This window comes from Paludisphaera sp., from assembly GCF_037189885.1.
GTDB lineage: Bacteria > Planctomycetota > Planctomycetia > Isosphaerales > Isosphaeraceae > Paludisphaera.
The window spans coordinates 61,522-76,756 of record NZ_JBBCIR010000007.1 but is presented as its reverse complement, the minus strand read 5'-3'; the positions used below and the strand labels follow the sequence as shown (position 1 = coordinate 76,756).

At 72.5% G+C, this 15,235-nt stretch carries 15 protein-coding genes; 1 reads left to right on the top strand and 14 read right to left on the bottom strand.

The window, feature by feature from the left end; all coding sequences use genetic code 11:
- Positions 1-91 precede the first annotated feature (91 nt).
- The 4 genes from WG209_RS02810 to WG209_RS02795 all read right to left on the bottom strand — a co-directional run bounded on the left by WG209_RS02810 (position 92) and on the right by WG209_RS02795 (position 4,870).
- On the bottom strand, positions 92-1,609 hold the full coding sequence (locus WG209_RS02810; RefSeq protein ID WP_337173479.1) for an FGGY-family carbohydrate kinase: 1,518 nt from the start codon (positions 1,607-1,609) through the stop codon (positions 92-94).
- 25 nt (positions 1,610-1,634) lie between these two features.
- Positions 1,635-2,084, bottom strand: coding sequence for a D-aminoacyl-tRNA deacylase (gene dtd, locus WG209_RS02805; protein WP_337173478.1), 450 nt, complete (start codon positions 2,082-2,084; stop codon positions 1,635-1,637).
- A gap of 85 nt (positions 2,085-2,169) precedes the next feature.
- Complete coding sequence (locus tag WG209_RS02800) at positions 2,170-2,775, bottom strand: uridylate kinase (RefSeq protein ID WP_337173477.1); 606 nt, start codon at positions 2,773-2,775, stop codon at positions 2,170-2,172.
- Positions 2,768-4,870 (bottom strand): hydantoinase/oxoprolinase family protein, encoded by a 2,103-nt coding sequence (locus WG209_RS02795; RefSeq protein ID WP_337173476.1) that lies wholly within the window; start codon positions 4,868-4,870, stop codon positions 2,768-2,770. The genes WG209_RS02800 and WG209_RS02795 overlap by 8 nt, the downstream gene beginning before the upstream one ends.
- Here WG209_RS02795 and WG209_RS02790 point away from each other — a divergent pair.
- Entirely contained in the window at positions 4,869-5,627 is a 759-nt protein-coding gene (locus WG209_RS02790) for a HisA/HisF-related TIM barrel protein (RefSeq protein WP_337173600.1), read from the top strand. The two genes, WG209_RS02795 and WG209_RS02790, sit on opposite strands and share 2 nt — an antisense overlap.
- Here the strand turns inward: WG209_RS02790 and WG209_RS02785 are convergent.
- The 10 genes from WG209_RS02785 to WG209_RS02740 form a co-directional block, all read right to left on the bottom strand.
- Positions 5,616-6,107 carry a 6-pyruvoyl tetrahydropterin synthase family protein gene (locus WG209_RS02785; protein ID WP_337173475.1) on the bottom strand — a complete coding sequence of 164 codons (492 nt, stop codon included), beginning with the start codon at positions 6,105-6,107 and terminating at the stop codon, positions 5,616-5,618. The two genes, WG209_RS02790 and WG209_RS02785, sit on opposite strands and share 12 nt — an antisense overlap.
- Positions 6,108-6,161: 54 nt before the next feature.
- Complete coding sequence (locus tag WG209_RS02780) at positions 6,162-7,025, bottom strand: triphosphoribosyl-dephospho-CoA synthase (protein ID WP_337173474.1); 864 nt, start codon at positions 7,023-7,025, stop codon at positions 6,162-6,164.
- Positions 7,022-7,909, bottom strand: coding sequence for a RimK family alpha-L-glutamate ligase (locus WG209_RS02775; RefSeq protein WP_337173473.1), 888 nt, complete (start codon positions 7,907-7,909; stop codon positions 7,022-7,024). Before WG209_RS02775 ends, WG209_RS02780 begins: the two co-directional genes overlap by 4 nt.
- A 9-nt stretch (positions 7,910-7,918) precedes the next feature.
- Positions 7,919-8,869 (bottom strand): methenyltetrahydromethanopterin cyclohydrolase, encoded by a 951-nt coding sequence (mch, locus tag WG209_RS02770; RefSeq protein ID WP_337173472.1) that lies wholly within the window; start codon positions 8,867-8,869, stop codon positions 7,919-7,921.
- A gap of 8 nt (positions 8,870-8,877) precedes the next feature.
- Positions 8,878-9,723, bottom strand: coding sequence for a formylmethanofuran dehydrogenase subunit C (locus tag WG209_RS02765; protein ID WP_337173471.1), 846 nt, complete (start codon positions 9,721-9,723; stop codon positions 8,878-8,880).
- A gap of 3 nt (positions 9,724-9,726) precedes the next feature.
- Positions 9,727-10,740 carry an SPFH domain-containing protein gene (locus WG209_RS02760; RefSeq protein WP_337173470.1) on the bottom strand — a complete coding sequence of 338 codons (1,014 nt, stop codon included), beginning with the start codon at positions 10,738-10,740 and terminating at the stop codon, positions 9,727-9,729.
- A 92-nt stretch (positions 10,741-10,832) separates the two neighbouring features.
- On the bottom strand, positions 10,833-11,729 hold the full coding sequence (gene fhcD / locus WG209_RS02755; protein ID WP_337173469.1) for a formylmethanofuran--tetrahydromethanopterin N-formyltransferase: 897 nt from the start codon (positions 11,727-11,729) through the stop codon (positions 10,833-10,835).
- On the bottom strand, positions 11,726-13,387 hold the full coding sequence (locus WG209_RS02750) for a formylmethanofuran dehydrogenase subunit A (RefSeq protein WP_337173468.1): 1,662 nt from the start codon (positions 13,385-13,387) through the stop codon (positions 11,726-11,728). Before WG209_RS02750 ends, fhcD begins: the two co-directional genes overlap by 4 nt.
- Positions 13,384-14,631, bottom strand: a complete 1,248-nt coding sequence (locus WG209_RS02745) for a formylmethanofuran dehydrogenase subunit B (RefSeq protein WP_337173467.1) — start codon at positions 14,629-14,631, stop codon at positions 13,384-13,386. Before WG209_RS02745 ends, WG209_RS02750 begins: the two co-directional genes overlap by 4 nt.
- A 256-nt stretch (positions 14,632-14,887) precedes the next feature.
- Positions 14,888-15,166: a hypothetical protein gene (locus WG209_RS02740; RefSeq protein ID WP_337173466.1), complete on the bottom strand. Its 279-nt coding sequence runs from the start codon at positions 15,164-15,166 to the stop codon at positions 14,888-14,890.
- Positions 15,167-15,235: the final 69 nt, after the last annotated feature.

Below are 15,235 nucleotides of genomic sequence, written 5' to 3'. Positions count from 1 at the left end.
GTCGACGGGATCGAAGTCCTCGTAGGCCGGGTGGAGACCCGGCCTGCGAAATCCCGACGCGGCCGGCATCCGACCTCGCCCCCCGCCGGGCTCACGCCGGCTCGTTCAGCCGCCGGTACAGGTCGGCGTAACGCGCGAACAACTCGTCATACGCCGCCGCGTTCCCGGGGTCGGGCTCGACGACGCGCTCGACGGCCACCATGGCGGCGGCGGCCTCGTCGAAGTCCTTGTAGATTCCGGCGGCGACGGCCGCGCACATCGCGGAGCCCAGGGCGCACGACTCCCCCTCGCGAGTCAGGTGGATGGGCTTCTGGAGGACGTCCGCGTGGATCTTCAGCCAAAGCGGCGACTTCGCCCCGCCGCCGCCGATGAAGATCCGCTCCACGCCCAGGCCGTGGCGGGAGCAATCGTCGAGGATGGCGCGCGTCCCCATGGCGGTCGCCTCGTACAGCGCCCGGAAGACGTGGCCGGGGCCGTGGGCCAGCGACAGCCCGACGATCGCGCCCCGAGCTTGCGGGTTCTTGTACGGCGAGCGGTTGCCCTGCCAGTCCTCGCGGACGACCAGCCCATCCGACCCCGGCGGGACGGCCGCGGCCTGCTCGTCGAGCACGCTGTAGACGTTCACCCCGCGAGCCTCGGCCTCGGCCTGCTCCCGGCCGGCGAAATGGCGGCGGTACCAGTCGAGGATGGAGCCGGTCGCGGTCTGCCCGGCCTCGATCGTGTACAGCCCCTCGACCGTCGCGTCGGGGTAGCAGCCGGCGGCGCCGGAGCCGAAGACCCCCTCGCGCGTCTGGGCCAGGTGGCAGGTGCTGGAGCCGACGATCACGGCCACGTCGCCGTCGCCCGTCGCCCCCAGGCCGAGCATCCCGAGATAGGCGTCGATCCCCCCCTGCGCGACCGGCGTCCCCGCGTTCAGCCCGAGGTCGGCGGCGGCCTTCGCGGAGAGCTTCCCGGCCTGCCTGCCCAGCGGCAGGATCTCCGCCGGCCACTTCGAGACCAGGTCGTCCAGGCCCACGGCCTTCATCATCGCCAGCGGCCAGCCGCCGTCCGGGCGGGCGTAATTCCACTTCACCGCCAGATGATTAAGCGACAGCCTCCACTCGCCGGTCAGCCGGTGCATCATCCAGTCGGTGCATTCCACGACCCGATCGGCGCGGGCGTAGACGCCGGGCTCGTTCCGCTTCAGCCAGAGCGCCTTGGGGAGCATCCATTCCGGCGAGACCCGGCCGGAGTAGTAGCGCAAACCGGGGTCGTTTGTCGCGCTGATCTCGTCGGCCTCGCGGTGGGACCGCTGGTCCATCCAGAGGAGCGACGGACGGATCGGCTCGCCGTCGGCGTCGCAGGCGACGACCGTACAGGCAGTCGCGTCCAGCCCGATCGCGACGACGCGATCCGGGCTCACGTCCCCGGCCGCGAGCGCCTTGCGCGTGGCCGACTTCGCGGCGGCCCACCAGTCGACGGGGCGTTGCTCGGCCCAGGCGGGTCGCGGGTAGACGGTCTCGATCGGCTCGACGCCGTACGCGATCGTCTTGCCGTCCAGATCCACCAGCGCGGCGCGGAGGCTCTGGGTGCCGACATCGAGGCCCAGGACGATCGGAAGTTCGGTCATGGGAGAGGTCTCGGGTTGCGCCGCGCTAGAACTGGCGGCGGCTGTCCAGCAGGAACGTGACCGGGCCGTCGTTCACCAGCGAGACGGCCATCTCGGCGCGGAATCGGCCGGTCGCGACGGGCCGGCCCAGGGCGTCGACCTGGCGGACGAACTCCTCATACAGGGACTCGGCCAGCTCCGGCGGCGCGGCGTCGGAGAAGCCAGGACGACGCCCGGCGCGGCAGTCCGCCATGATGGTGAACTGGCTGACGACCAGGATCGCGCCGTCGATGTCGGCGACGCTCCGGTTCATCTTGCCGGCCTCGTCCTCGAAGGCGCGGAGGTTGACGACCTTCTCGGCGAGCCTCGCCGCGTCGTCCAGCGTGTCGTCGCGGCCGACCCCCAGCAGGACCAGCCACCCCCGGCCGATCGCGCCGACGACCTCGCCGCCGACCTCGACCGACGCCTTCGAAACCCGTTGGATCACCGCTCGCATCGCCCGCTCGCCCCCCCCGACCGCCAAGGCTCCAGGTCCGGCGAACATCTTAGCCCGCGCCCGGCGCTCGCGGTAGGAGGGGCCGTCAATCGAGCCGGGTCGCTGGCCATCGCGGGTCGCGCAGGTCGACTGCCTCCACCCGTGACAGCCCGGCGCACGCCGTCGGGAAGACCGGATCGACGTAGCCGGCCGCCGCGGCCTCCCCGCGCGTCCTCGCGGCGGTCGGCCCGCTCTTGAGCAGCACCAGCCGCGCGCCGACATGGGCCGCCACCCTCGCGGCGATCGAATCGGACGTCGTCGCCCATGAGAGGGGCAGGGGATCCGCCGCCCGCTCGTCGATCTCCTCCAAGAACCGTCGCGGCGCCAGGATGGGCCGGTCCCCTTCAGCCCAGACGTCGGGAAGCTCTCCCAGGATTTCGACCACCCGCGAGCGAGCCACCAGCGCCGCCAGCACGCGAGCCGTGGCGTCCATCCCACGGAGCGCCAGGCGATGGCTTGCCTCCTCCCCCAGCCCGTGCGCCGCGTCGAGTTGGCGCAAGGCGTCGACGACCGGCCCGCCTCCCGCGATTAGCACCGGGTTCTCCCCGCGCGACTCGATCGTCGCGAGCCATCGCGAAAGCCGATCCCTCAGGCCTTCCCACCCCAGCAAACTGCCGCCGACCTTGACGACGACCGCGCGGACGTCAGCCATCGCGCGCCTCCGCCAGCTCGATCAGCGCCCGCGCGCACGCTGCCTCCGAGCCTCCCGGCCCCCAGAGTTCCCCGAGCGACCGGACTACTCCCGACGAGCCCACGAGTGCCTCGGCCACGCGACGCGCCAGGAATTCGCCCGAGCCGGAGACGATCGCGAGCGATGGCGTCCCGACGGTCGCCTCGCACGCCCGCCGCGCCTCGGAGAGCAGCCGGTCGAACAGCGCGCGGTCGGCCGCGCGGGCCAGCTCGATCGCGTCGTCGAGCGAGCACGAGTCGCGATCGGCGCACACCATGCGAGCCAGGCGGTCGCGGGCGTGCGCGCGGTCGGCGGGTCGGCCGTCGGCGGTGGACGTGTCGGCCGGGTCGCCGCGCAGGTCGCCGAGCAGCAGGTAGACGTCGCGAGTCGTCGCGAACAGCTCGGCCGCGAGGCCCGTCGCGGCGCCCTGGAACCGGAGGCTCGCCGCGAGCGCGCAAACCGGCGTTCGCCCGACGCCCGCGTAGACCAGCTCGCCGTTGCGAAGTCGCCCGGTGTCGTCGCGGCCTCGGGCGGCGACACGACCTCGGGCGAGCGGGATGATGTCCGTCGTCGTCGACCCCACGTCGATCAGCACCGCCGGCCCCTCGCCCGCGAGCCCCGCGGCGACGGTCGCCAACGCCAGCCAGTTCGAGGCCGCCGCCAGGGATGGGCTCCGCAGGATCGCCCCGGCGTCATGAAACGTGCCGTCGGTCCCCCAGAACAGGACGTCATGCCCGCCGAACGCATCGACGACCGCCTCGACGATCCGCCGGACCCCCTCGCGCTTCGTCTGGAAGCAGTCGCAAAGCTCCGCGGTCATCGTGACGGCGACGCCCTCGAACTCCGGCATCGCGGCCGCCAGCTCCCGGAGCGCCGCGGCCAGCCCATCCGGGTCGCGCCAGACGGCGAAGGGGGACGACCTGGTCTCGCCCCCCGAGTGCGCCGCCTTGAGGTTTGCGCCCCCCACGTCGACCGCCAGCCGGCGGGGCGACGGGCCGGCGGCCTTCGGCGTCGTCCGGGTGACCTCCGAGTCCTTGAGCCGGATCGTAGAGCCGTCGGCGGCGAAGACGATCGGCCCCTCGCGGTCGACGTCGGCCCGGATGCCGTTGATCCGGTCGAGCCAATCGGACTCATCCTCGGATTCGTCCAACAACCAGCACTCCGCGAGCTTCCCCGGACGCGCGAGGCCCAGAATACCGACGATGGACGTGGTGGCGCGCGGGTTGACGTCCAGGATCGCGATCCGTCCGCCCGGTTCGAGGATGAAGTCGACGCCGACCAGCCCGTCCAGGCCGGGGAACGCCTCCAACGCCCTGATCAGCGGGCCGGCGTCGAATGCCTCAAGCTCGGCGATCGGCAGCCTCCCGCCGCCGTAAGTGAACCGGCCGTCGATAATCTCCACGCGCTGTTCGCCGAGGGCGAGCAATCCGGGGCGGCGGAAGGGCCGGACCAGGAAGGTTGCGGAAAGCGGACGCCCGGGGACGAATTCCTGGAGCAGCCGACGGACGCCGGCGGGGAGCTTCGGGAAGTCGTCCGGCCCGTCGATCAGGAACGTGTCGATCGACCCCGCGCCTTCGACGGGCTTCACGACGGCCGGATAGGGCCAGTCGCCCGGCGGGAGGTCGCCGGGATCGAGGACGATCGACCGAGGCGTCGGCAGCCGATGGCTTCGCAGCCGACGCGCCGAGGCACACTTGTCGGCGGCCTGGTCGACGGCCTCGGACGAGGCGTTCATCAGCCGCGTTGGGCCGCGACCCAGGCGGCGGATCAGCCCCGCCAGCACGCCGTTGGTCTCCGGCGCGATCAGCAGGGTACAATCCGACGCCCGCGCAAGCTCCTCCAGCCGCTCGACCGAGTCGACGCGGGCGGTCTCCCACGGTCCCGGGTCGTCGGGCAGGCGAGGATCCAGGGCGACCGTCACGCGCGGGCAGGGGCGGACGGCGGCGAACTCGGCGGCGAGCGCCCGGCGCATCGCGGCGCCCTCGGCCGCCAGCGATTCGGGAGCCGGCTCGCCGGCCAGGGCTCCGCCGGTCATGTGCTCATAAATCAGGATGGATAGGGGCGACGGCTTGAGCATGCGAGACTTCCAGGTCGTTCCGGTCGTCGACGTCCTCGGCGGGCGAGCGGTCCACGCCGTCGGCGGCGATCGGGCCCGATATCGGCCCGTGCGGAGCATCATAGCCGCCGGTGACGACCCGCGCGAACTGGCGGGGGGCTTCCGCGACGCCCTCGGCCCGTCCCCGCTCTACCTGGCCGACCTGGACGCCATCGCCGGGCGCGGACGGGACTTGCCGCTTTACCGAGACCTGGCGGCCATCGCGACGAGCCTCTGGGTGGACGCCGGCGCGCGCGAGGCCGACGACCTCCCGCCGCTGCTGACCATCGACGGCCTGCGCGTCGTCGCGGGCCTGGAGACCGCTTCGGGCCCCGACGCGATCGCCGCGATGCTCGACCTGGCCGGGCCCGACCGCCTGATCGTCAGCCTGGACCTCCGCGACGGCCGCCCCATCACGCCGACGCCCGACGCCTGGGGACGCGTCGAAGCCGCGGAGGTTGCCTCGCGGTTGGTCGCGATCGGCGTCCGGCGCGTCATCCTGCTGGACCTGGCGCGCGTCGGGCGGGGAGCGGGCGTCGGGACGTTCCCCCTGCTCGAATCGATCGCCTGCGGCCATCCCGAAGTCCAGGTGATCATCGGCGGCGGCGTCGCGAGCGCGGCGGATCTGATCGAAGCCCGCCGCCGCGGGGCGTCCGCCGCCCTGGTCGCCTCGGCGCTGCACGACGGCCGAATCGACCGCGCCGCCCTCGAACGAATCAACGCGCCCTCACGGGATTAGCTCGACCTCGGCCGATTGGCCGAAGCATTCCTCGACCTCGACGCGGAGGGCGCGGGGGTCGGCCCAGCCGCGCGCCTTCATGTCGGCGAGGAGTCGGTCGCCCAGGTAGCGGGCCAGGAGTTCCGCCGTGGTGTTGGCGATCGGCAGGACGACGCATTCCTCGGTCGGGAAGCTCCAGAACCGATCATCGTAACGCGCGACGGTGTTGCGGCCCTCCTCGGTCACGCGGATCCTCGGGCTCTCGCCGGGGAGGAGCATGCGGTGGTCAAGTCCCGCGACGAGGGCCTTCATCATGTCGCGTAGCGCGATGAAGTCCACGACGTAGGCGTTCTCGTCCAGCGGCCCGTCGACCTCCACGGCGACCCGGTAGTTGTGGCCGTGGATCCGCTCGCAGTGGTCGCCGTTGAACGTGATGAAGTGTCCCGACGAGAAGACCAGCTCGTCCTTGATGACGCGGACCTTGTACGACGCCGTGGGCATGTCTGGATATTCCTGTGGCTTGCGGCCTGCGATGGGAGGGGGGATATTCACGCGCTACTCGCGACCGGACCAAGCCCCAGGGCCGACGGCTCGCGGCAGGGAGACGGTCCCTTCGCGGAGGGCGGCGAACAGGACGGCGGCGATCAGATCCGCGGTCGCGCCGGGGTTGCGGCGGTGGCCGTCGCCGCGGAGCCAGGCGTCGAGCGCGGCGAGGGCCTCGGGGCTCGCGCCGGAGTCGAGCGCCTCGCGGGCGCGCCGCGACGCCGCGCGCGCGGCGTCCGGCCCCAGCTTGCGGGCGATGAGCGTGTCCGGGTGTTCCGCCATCATCGCCAGGAATGTCCCGATGATCGCCGATTCCAGGGAGAGGCCCGATCGGAGGTTCCGCCGCAGGGCGGGGAGCCCCTCGCCCAGCACCAGGGAGTAGCCGTCGGCGTACTGGCGGGCGACGAGATCGCGGTCGGCGGCGAGGGCCATGGCCTCGCGGAGCGTGACGTTCGGCTCGTCGGCCACGTCCTGCGCGTCGGCGCGGCCCAGGCCGCCGGGGTTCGCCAGCCGGATGGCCCGATAGACGTGGCGGGCGTCGTCGACGTCCAGCCCTTCGAGGACGCGCGGGAGTCCGACGGCCAGGTCGACGCCCGTCGGCACGGCGGCCATCGGGGCGAGGAGCAGGATGATCCCGAGGTTCGCGTTGGTGGCGACGATCCGGCGCGTCGCCTCGACGGCCCGCAGAACGGCGAGGCCCACGCCGTCGGCGGCGGCCCGGTCCAGCGGCCCGGCGACGGCCGACGCGGCGAGCAGGAAGTCGAGATAATCCAGGTCGGCGAAGTCGGCGAAGCGGTGGACGTTCCCCGGCTTCCGCGCCGTGGCCTCCATGACGCAGGCGATCTGGGCCAGCGCGCCGGGCGAGAGGCCGTTCATCGCGACGCCTCCCGCAGCGCGTCCAGCACGGCGACCGCCACGTCGACGCCCGTCGCCCGGGAGAGCGCCTTCCAGCCAGGGACGCCGTTGACCTCGATGATCAGTCGTCGGCCCGAATCCTCGTCTTCGATCACGTCGACCCCCGCGAACTCGGCGCCGACCGCCGCCGTCGCGGCCACCGCCAGCGCCTCGGCCTCGGCGTCGGGCGTCCACGCCTCGGCCCGGCCGCCGAGCGCCACGTTGGTCCGCCAGTCGCCAGGACGCGCCAAGCGCCTCATGGCCGCGAGGACCCGCCCCCGCAGGACGAACAGCCGCAGGTCGCGGCCGTCGTTCGGTATGGGCTTTTGCAGATAGATGACGGAGCCCATGCGCTCGAGCGCGTGGAAGCATCGCCAGGCCATCTCGCGGTCGCTCACGCGCGTCAGCCCGCGGCCCTCGGACCCGAACAGCGGCTTGACGACCGCGTCGCCGCCGATCGCCTCGAACGCCGCCAGCGCCGAGGCCGCCGTCTGCCCCGCCCACGTCTCCGGCACGGGCAGCCCGCGACGCTCCAGCAGCGCGAGGGTCAGGTACTTGTCCACCGCCGCCTCCACGGCCTTCGGCGGGTTCCACACCGGCACCCCCGCGGCCGACAGGCGCTGGAGCGCGTCCATCCGGAACACCACCTGCTCCAGGCCTCCCGGCGGCATCATCCGCACCAGTACTCCGTCCGCCCCGTCCAGCCCGACACCCGAGGCGCCCACGCCCCACGGCCCGCCGCCGACGTTCGCCTCGACTTCCGCGAACGGCAGCACGCGCAGCGACACCCCGAGCGCCCCCGCCGCGCGCAGCAGATCCTCGACGTGCCAGCCGGTCCCGGATGTCAGCGCGGCGAATGAGGGCATTCGACTCGCTCAGCCCCGGAAGGAGCGCGCGACGATCTCCGGGCGGGGGGCGCCGAAGGTGTGCGAGCGGCCGGTGTCGACGTTCTGGAATGTCACCTCGGCGGGGCTGAAGAGGTGGGGGTCGACGGCGTAGAAGTCGTGGTTGTAGCGGGCGAAGATGGCGGCGAAGGGCTCGCCGAAGTCGGCCGAGGCGCACGAGGGGACGCGCGGGCCGTTCTCGGCCAGCATGTCGTCGTCGCCGGCGACGTGCAGCACGACGCGCGCGCCGTAGAGGATCGCGTCGTTCGTGCGGCCGATCGCCGCCATGTCGTCTCCGGCCACGGGGGGCAGGGGGGCCGAGCCGTGGGCCGAGACGATCCGGGACAGGTCGAACTTCAATTCCGCCAGCTTGTGCAGCGCCGTCTCGATCGACCGGGCGACCACCTGCAAGCCGCCGGCCAGGCTGGCGGTGGGGGCGGCCAGCAGCGTCACGTTGTACGGCTCGACGCCGCACTCCCGGGCGATCTTCGCGTAGATCTCCGGGGGCGGGATCTTCCCGGTCTCCAGCACGCCGACGATCGACTCGGAGTCCTCGCGGAAGCCGATCCTGTCGAAAATCTCCTCCTTGCCCCTCGCCGCGCGCATCGGCCCGGAGCCCATCCCGAAGAACTTCCCCTCGGAGAGGGCCCAGCCGGCGTACTGGCTGGCCAGGCACGCCTGGACGGGATGGTCGGTCCACACGCGGACGATCGGCATGGCGTGGCCGTCGACCTCCCCCATGGAGAGGGAAACCTCGGCCAGACCCCCCATGCACGCCCGCGCCAGGTCCAGCCCGGCGGCGAGGCCCCCGCGCTGCTTGACGCCGCAATCGATCAGCCGGCCGCCGCCGTCGATCTCGCTGGAGGCGACCCGGCGCTCCTCGGCGGCGGCGACCAACGCCTCGACGATCCCCGCGGCGCGGGCGTTCAGGTTCAGCGGCATGGCGGACCTCAAGCGGGCGAGACGACGCTCGGCGATGGGATGAGGACCTCGCCCTGGCCCCCCCCCGCCAGGTCGCCATTGTACCGCTCGAACCGCGCCGACGACACCGCCCGCGGCAGTTCGAAGCCGAGCCCCGCCAGGTGGTCGCGATACATCCGCAAAAAAGGGAAGGCGAAGCACCCCGCGCGGGCGAACGTCGGCGGGATGAGCGACGAGCCGTCGTCGTCCAGCCCCGCCAGCACGAGCGTCCCGCGCCTCATGCCGACCCCGGGCGACGCCCCGACCGCGCCGCAGGCCACGATGGTCCCGGCGATCATCCCCCGCCCCAGGAGCGGGCCGACCGACCCGCGCACGGCGATCAGGCCCCGCCGCATCATCAGGCCGACGTCGGCCCCGGCGTCGCCTTCGACCAGCACGATCCCCTCGCGCATGCCGCGACGGCTGCCGGGGAAGGCCGCGGCCAGGCCGTCGCCGGCGGACCCCCGGATCCGCAGCAGCCCGCCGGACATCTCCGCGCCGGCCCAGTCGCCGCACGACCCGTGCAGCTCGACCTCTCCTCCCGACATCCCCGCCGCGAATCGAGGCCCAACGTCTCCCCGGACGACCAGCGTGCCCGAGGCCAGCTCCCGGCCGATCGCCGCCACGTCCGAAAGGTCTCCCTCGACGGTCAGTCGGTCGTCGCCCGCGTCGCCGCTCACATCGAACAGCTCGCCAAGCTCGGCCGTCGCGTTCCCCAGGCGCAAGGGGACGCGGGCGGCCTCGGAGGGGGACCGCCCGCGGAACGTCTCGGGCTTGATCGGCGAGCCGTCGACCGGGATGCCGATCGACGCCCGCCGCCTGAGGGTGAGGCTCATGTGTCAGGACTCATGGTCGTGATCGTGGTCTTGATCGTGGCGATGGCGCCGGGCGGACGGGTGAGAGACCGCCTCGATGGGCTCGCCGTTCCGGGCGCCGGCCTGGACGTCGGCCGTGACCAGCCCGGCGGAGACCATCGCGTCGCGCATCTGGTTGGACAGCTCGCCGAGATTGCCGGGCGTGTGGGGGATCAGGATCGTGTTGCTGCGCGAGCTGGCGCCGATCTCCTTGAGCGTGTCGAAGTACTGCGTCATCAGCACCAGGTTCATCACGTCCTGGGCGCTGGTGCCGGGGACCGACTTCTGGAACTCGTCGACCGACTCGCGGAGGCCCTCGACGATCGCGCGCCGCTGGTCGGCGATGCCCTTGCCTTGAAGGGCCTTGCTCTGGGCCTCGGCCTCGGCCGCCTTGACCTTCAGGATTCGGTCGGCCTCGCCCTTCTCGGTGGCGGCGATCCGCAGGCGCTGGGCGGCGTTGATCTCGTTCATCGCCTCCTTCACCTTGCGGTCGGGCTCGATGTCGGTGACGAGCGCCTTGACGATGCCGTAGCCGAAGTCGTACATCACGTGCGACAGCTCGTTCTTCACCACGTCGGCGATCTCGTCCTTCTTCTCGAACACGTCGTCGAGCTTCAGCCGCGGCACCCGGGCGCGGACGACGTCGAAGATGAACGCCGCCATCTGCGTGTGCGGGTCGGACAGCTTGTAGAAGGCGTCATACACCTTGTCCGGCAGGACCGCGTACTGCACCGAGACGACGACGTGGACGAAGACGTTGTCCTCGGTCTTCGTCTCCACCCGGACGTCGAGCTGCTGCACCCGCAGGTTGATCCGGCCGGCCACCAGCTCGACGAACGGCACCTTGAAGTTCAGGCCCGGCTGGGCCACCCGGACGAACTTGCCGAAGCTCTGGATGATCGCGGCCGTCTGCTGCTGCACCGTGAAGAACGGCCCGAAGATCATCATCACGATCAGCCCCAGGAACACCAGCACGCCGATGCCGATCAGATACTCCATGGGCCACCTACCTCACATCGTTGGAACCTTGATCCGTCGCGATCGTGTATTCGCACGGCGGCCGATTTTCTTACGCCGGACACGCCGCGCCGTCACGCTTTCAGCGCGTCGCGCAGTCGGATGTGGTGCGGCCCCAGCTTGCCGCCGTAATTTCCCGAGGTGATCGCCACCAGCCCGCGATCCCCACGGACCGCGGCCCGGACCCCGACGGCCGTGGCGCGCTCGACGGCTTCGAGCGTCAGCCCGTCGATGACGATCTCGTAGCCGCAACGGACGTCGGCCGGCAGGTCGGTCGGGACGAGTCCGCGGAGGCTCGGCGCGTAGGCGGTGTTGGTGCTGGCGCGCAGCTTCTTGTACTTGCTCCCCACCTTCGACCCCGACCGCGCGATCCCGCCGGGGAAGGGGAGGATGATTCCCTCGACCGCTCGCATCGCGTCGGCGGCCTCCTCGGCGGCGGCGAGGACGCCCGCGGGGTCGGCGCCCATCATGATGATGTTGCCGCCGGCCACCCCCTTGGTCGTGCCGAAGGCTTCCTCGCAGACGAACTCGCCGTCCATGACCGGGATCCGCCAGTAGCGACGGCCCGCGAGCCGCTTCGAGATCTGCCAGCCGTCGCCGAAGTACCGCAGACGGCCGCCGACGACGATGTCCTTCTCCCCGAGCGGGAGGCCGTTGAAGCAGGCGGTCGTGGGGCAGGTCATGACGCACTGGCCGACGCGGTTGACGAGCGCCTTCTCCAGGGCGTCGCGGCTGAACGCGAACGCCAGGACGCTCACGCCCGGTCGGCCGTCGGGCGTCTCGGCCTCGGAGAGCCGGCGCTCGACGGCGACCTCGGCGTCGCAGCCGATGACGCTGGTGCCATAGCCGGAGATCGTCGCGCCCGCGATGCCGGCCCATCGCGCGGAATCCGCCGTGATGATCGCGCGAGCGGCGGTCATCGGGAACGCCTCGGCGAACGTGTCGACGATCGCCACGCCGTCCAGGATCATGGCCGGGCCCCCGTCCGCACTCCCAGCGGATTCGCCACGTCGTCGAGCCCCAGCGCGAAGTTCGCCGGGTGGAACGACGCCTTCTCGCCCAGCCGCGCCGAGAGCGCCGCGCCCGCGTCGGCATCGACGCCCACTTCCGCGAAGAGCGTCCGGCCGACCGGCGCGGCGGCCAGCGTGCCGTCGTCCACCACGACCTCGCCGGCCTTCACGACCCATCGCGGCAGGGCGAACATCCGGCGGCGGTCGTCGTCCGGGGCGTAGATCGTCACGTCGCCGTCGGCGCCGGGGGCGAGGTGGCCCTTGCGGTCCAGCCCGAGGATCCGCGCCGGGCCGGCCCGGGTGACGATCGCGACATCCCTCAGCGTGTACTCGCGCGTGAGGTCTTTCAGCCCGGTGCGCTCGCGGGCCTTCTCCGGCAGCCGGCCGAGCGTCTCGTCGCGGAGGTTCCGGTCCATCAGCAGCGCGATCACGTCGGGGTACGAGCGGAACGAGGCGCCGTTGGGGTGGTCGGTGGAGAGTGCGACGCGCCAGGGGTCGTCGACGCGGAGGAACCATTCCAGGCCCACGGCCCACTGGATCGCGTGGACGAAGTTCCGGTCCCTGTACTCGATGGGCGAGACGCCGCAGCCGTCCTCCTGCTCGACGTCGTGGTTGTACCACTTGCGGCCGGTCAGCGCGGCGAGGTAGTGGCCGGTGGGGCCGTCGGCGGTCATGCTCGTGGTCTCGCCGAACATCACCTGGCCGACGTCGACGGTGATGCCGTCGTGGGCGTTCACGAAATCGGCGAGCGGGCCGACCATCGCGCCGAAGTCCTCGGGCGCGTCGGGCGATCCGCCGTAGCTGTGGAACTGGACGTGCGCCATGTGGACGCGACGCCCCTGGAGCGTCCGCATCCCTTCCAGCGTCTGCTCCCAGTTGCCGGCGACCCCCAGGTTCAGGCCGTGGAAGTGGACCGGGTGGGGCAGGGCGAGCGCGTCGGCCGCCTCCGCGAGCGCCGTGACGATCTCGCGCGGGCTGACGTCGAAGCCGTCGACGCGGTCATCCCAGCCGGACAGCCGCGAGCCCCCTTCCTTCCACTGCTCGACCCCGCCGGGGTTGACCGCCTTCACGCCGAAGCCCCGCGTGGACTCTAGCAGCCACGCCACCGTCCGCTCGACCGCCGCCCGGTCCCTGGCCCGCACGGCTTCCAGTATCAGGTGGTTGTTCCCCATCAGGACGAGCATGGCCTTGTCGACGAGCGGCACGTCGGCGAACTCGGCGTGCGCGCCCCGCGCGGCCAGCGGAGGGATGGCGGCGTCGACGGCCGTGGTGTAGCCGAGCCCCGCGTAATGGTAGCCGGTGGCGAACGAGCTGGGGACGCTCCCCAGCGTCCCCGAGCGGAAGCCGCGCGCGCGCCGGAGCACGTCGTCCTCGCCCCGGCGCTCCTCCGGCCGCATGATCCGCGCGGCGTTCACCTTGGAGCCGGCGACGTGCGAATGGACGTCCACGCCCCCCGGCATGACGACATATCCCCGCGCGTCGATGACGCGGTCGGCGCGGGCGTCGGGATCGGCCGGCGCGGCGACGACCTGGCCGTCGCGAATCCAGACGTCCGCCACGCCGTCCACGTCGTTCGCCGGGTCGACCACATGGCCCCCGCGGATCAGCAGCGTGCTCACGGCGCCTCCTCCCCGACCGCCGCCCGCAGCCGCTCCAGCCATTCCGTGGCCCCCGGCATGGTCGCCGCCCGCAACGCCCGGACCGGCAGCGAAACGCCGTCGACGCGCGTGAACGTGCCGGCGTCGTCGACCCCCGGCGTCCCCGCCGGCAGCGCGACCGTCGCCAGCGCGAACGCCTCGTCGCCCGGGTCGCCGATGAAGATCCACGGATTGCCGCCCGGGACGGCTCCCGAAGTCGGCCCGCCGATCACCAGCGCGGCGTCGAACGCCCCGCGCGCCAGCCTGGCGGCGGCCGAGGACTCGCCCGGCCACGATTCCGGGAAGCCGGCGCCCAGGTCGACCCCGGGAGCGAACCCGGTCTGCCACGCCATCACGCCTTCCGCCCCGTGCGGGTTGCCCGCCTCGCCCAGCCCGATTGTCACCAACCTCGTGTTGCGGGCCAGATCGCGAACGAGCGCTGTGACCGCCTGCCGGCGGGCCTCGACCAGCGAGCCAGCCCCCCGGCCGGCGGCGCTTCCCGTGAACCACGCGCCGTAGCGGGCGCCTTGCAGCGTCTCGACCAACTCTTGCAACGTCGCCAGACCGTGCCCGGTCGCGGTCTCCACGCGATGGGGATCGAGCGGCGCCTCGCGCGCCAGCGCCCGGAGCGTCAGCAGCAGGTCGAGTTCCCGCTCGGGCGCGACTTGCAGGAAGACGTCGGCCCGCCGGGCGGTGTCGGTCTCGGTCGCGTCCAGGACGATCGCGCGGCGGCCGTCGCGATCGGGGAGCGAGTAGCGTTCGAAGTGACGAGGATGGGTGGTCGCCGGGTCGCAGCCCCAGAAGACGACGACGTCCGCGCGGGCCTTGACCTCGCCGAGCGTCGCGCCGACGGCCCCGTAACGCTGCATCGCGACGACCCGCGGCCAGGCCGTCGCCGCGTCCCCGGCCTCGATCGCCGCGCCGATCCGGTCCGCCAGCGCGACGGCCCGCCGGGCCGCCTCGTTCGTCGCGCGCTCCAGCCGCAGCACCACCGGGGCGTTCGCCCCCGCCAGAATCGCCGCCGCCGCCTCGACCGCCTCGTCCGCGACCACCTCGCGGCCATTTACCCGACAAGGCGGCGCGACCGCCGGCTCGACCGACAGGCCGACGAGTTTCGGCCTGGCCAATTCGCAGGCCCCTCGGGCCTCGACGACGACGCCCGCATCGGCCCGGATCTCCAGGTCGTCGCACAGGCAGCCGCAGAGCGTGCAGGTGTAGGGAAGCATGGTCCGCCGGTCGTCGAGTCACCCATCGTCCGGCCTCGCGCCGGGCCGCCCATGAACATAGCAGGCCGGCGGACGCCGACCAAGGGATCAGGCATCAACGCCGCGGCCCGACAACGCTTGGGGATGGGCCCGGACTTTCGTCGTCCAGGCCGCCGGTCTGGTAGTCTCTCCCGCCGAAAGAGCAAGGCCGCGAGAGCGGCGGGAGAGGGGACGCGCGTTGCGCGCTCGCCCAAAAGTTGAGGAAACGCGGTCCCCTTCAGGCGTGCGAGTGCTCCAGGCAGACGAACAGGTTGGCGGCGGCCACGGTCAGGCCGCAGAGGACGCCGTAGAAGGCGCGGAAGGCCCAGGCGTCGGGGGAGTCGTGGGGGTGGACCAGGATCAGTCCGAAGAAGACCGCCGCCAGCGCCAGGGCGACGGCCGCCGGCCCGCGATAGTCCGACCTCGATCGCGACGGCGCGCCTTCCGGCCCCCCCAGCAGGGAGGCGAGGGGGAGGATCAGGGCGATGAGCAGGGCGTGGACGAGGAACATTCCCATCGGCCGGGCTCCTTTTTCGGGAAGGGATCGAGGCTGCATCCATCCGGCCCATGCCGCTCGGCCGTCGCC

Coding starts and splice junctions, on each gene's coding strand:
- WG209_RS02810 (WP_337173479.1), bottom strand. CDS start 1,609: ATGACCGAACTTCCGATCGTCCTGGGCCTCGATGTCGGCACCCAGAGC.
- dtd (WP_337173478.1), bottom strand. CDS start 2,084: ATGCGAGCGGTGATCCAACGGGTTTCGAAGGCGTCGGTCGAGGTCGGC.
- WG209_RS02800 (WP_337173477.1), bottom strand. CDS start 2,775: ATGGCTGACGTCCGCGCGGTCGTCGTCAAGGTCGGCGGCAGTTTGCTG.
- WG209_RS02790 (WP_337173600.1), top strand. CDS start 4,869: ATGCGAGACTTCCAGGTCGTTCCGGTCGTCGACGTCCTCGGCGGGCGA.
- WG209_RS02795 (WP_337173476.1), bottom strand. CDS start 4,870: ATGCTCAAGCCGTCGCCCCTATCCATCCTGATTTATGAGCACATGACC.
- WG209_RS02785 (WP_337173475.1), bottom strand. CDS start 6,107: ATGCCCACGGCGTCGTACAAGGTCCGCGTCATCAAGGACGAGCTGGTC.
- WG209_RS02780 (WP_337173474.1), bottom strand. CDS start 7,025: ATGAACGGCCTCTCGCCCGGCGCGCTGGCCCAGATCGCCTGCGTCATG.
- WG209_RS02775 (WP_337173473.1), bottom strand. CDS start 7,909: ATGCCCTCATTCGCCGCGCTGACATCCGGGACCGGCTGGCACGTCGAG.
- mch (WP_337173472.1), bottom strand. CDS start 8,869: ATGCCGCTGAACCTGAACGCCCGCGCCGCGGGGATCGTCGAGGCGTTG.
- WG209_RS02765 (WP_337173471.1), bottom strand. CDS start 9,723: ATGAGCCTCACCCTCAGGCGGCGGGCGTCGATCGGCATCCCGGTCGAC.
- WG209_RS02760 (WP_337173470.1), bottom strand. CDS start 10,740: ATGGAGTATCTGATCGGCATCGGCGTGCTGGTGTTCCTGGGGCTGATC.
- fhcD (WP_337173469.1), bottom strand. CDS start 11,729: ATGATCCTGGACGGCGTGGCGATCGTCGACACGTTCGCCGAGGCGTTC.
- WG209_RS02745 (WP_337173467.1), bottom strand. CDS start 14,631: ATGCTTCCCTACACCTGCACGCTCTGCGGCTGCCTGTGCGACGACCTG.
- WG209_RS02740 (WP_337173466.1), bottom strand. CDS start 15,166: ATGGGAATGTTCCTCGTCCACGCCCTGCTCATCGCCCTGATCCTCCCC.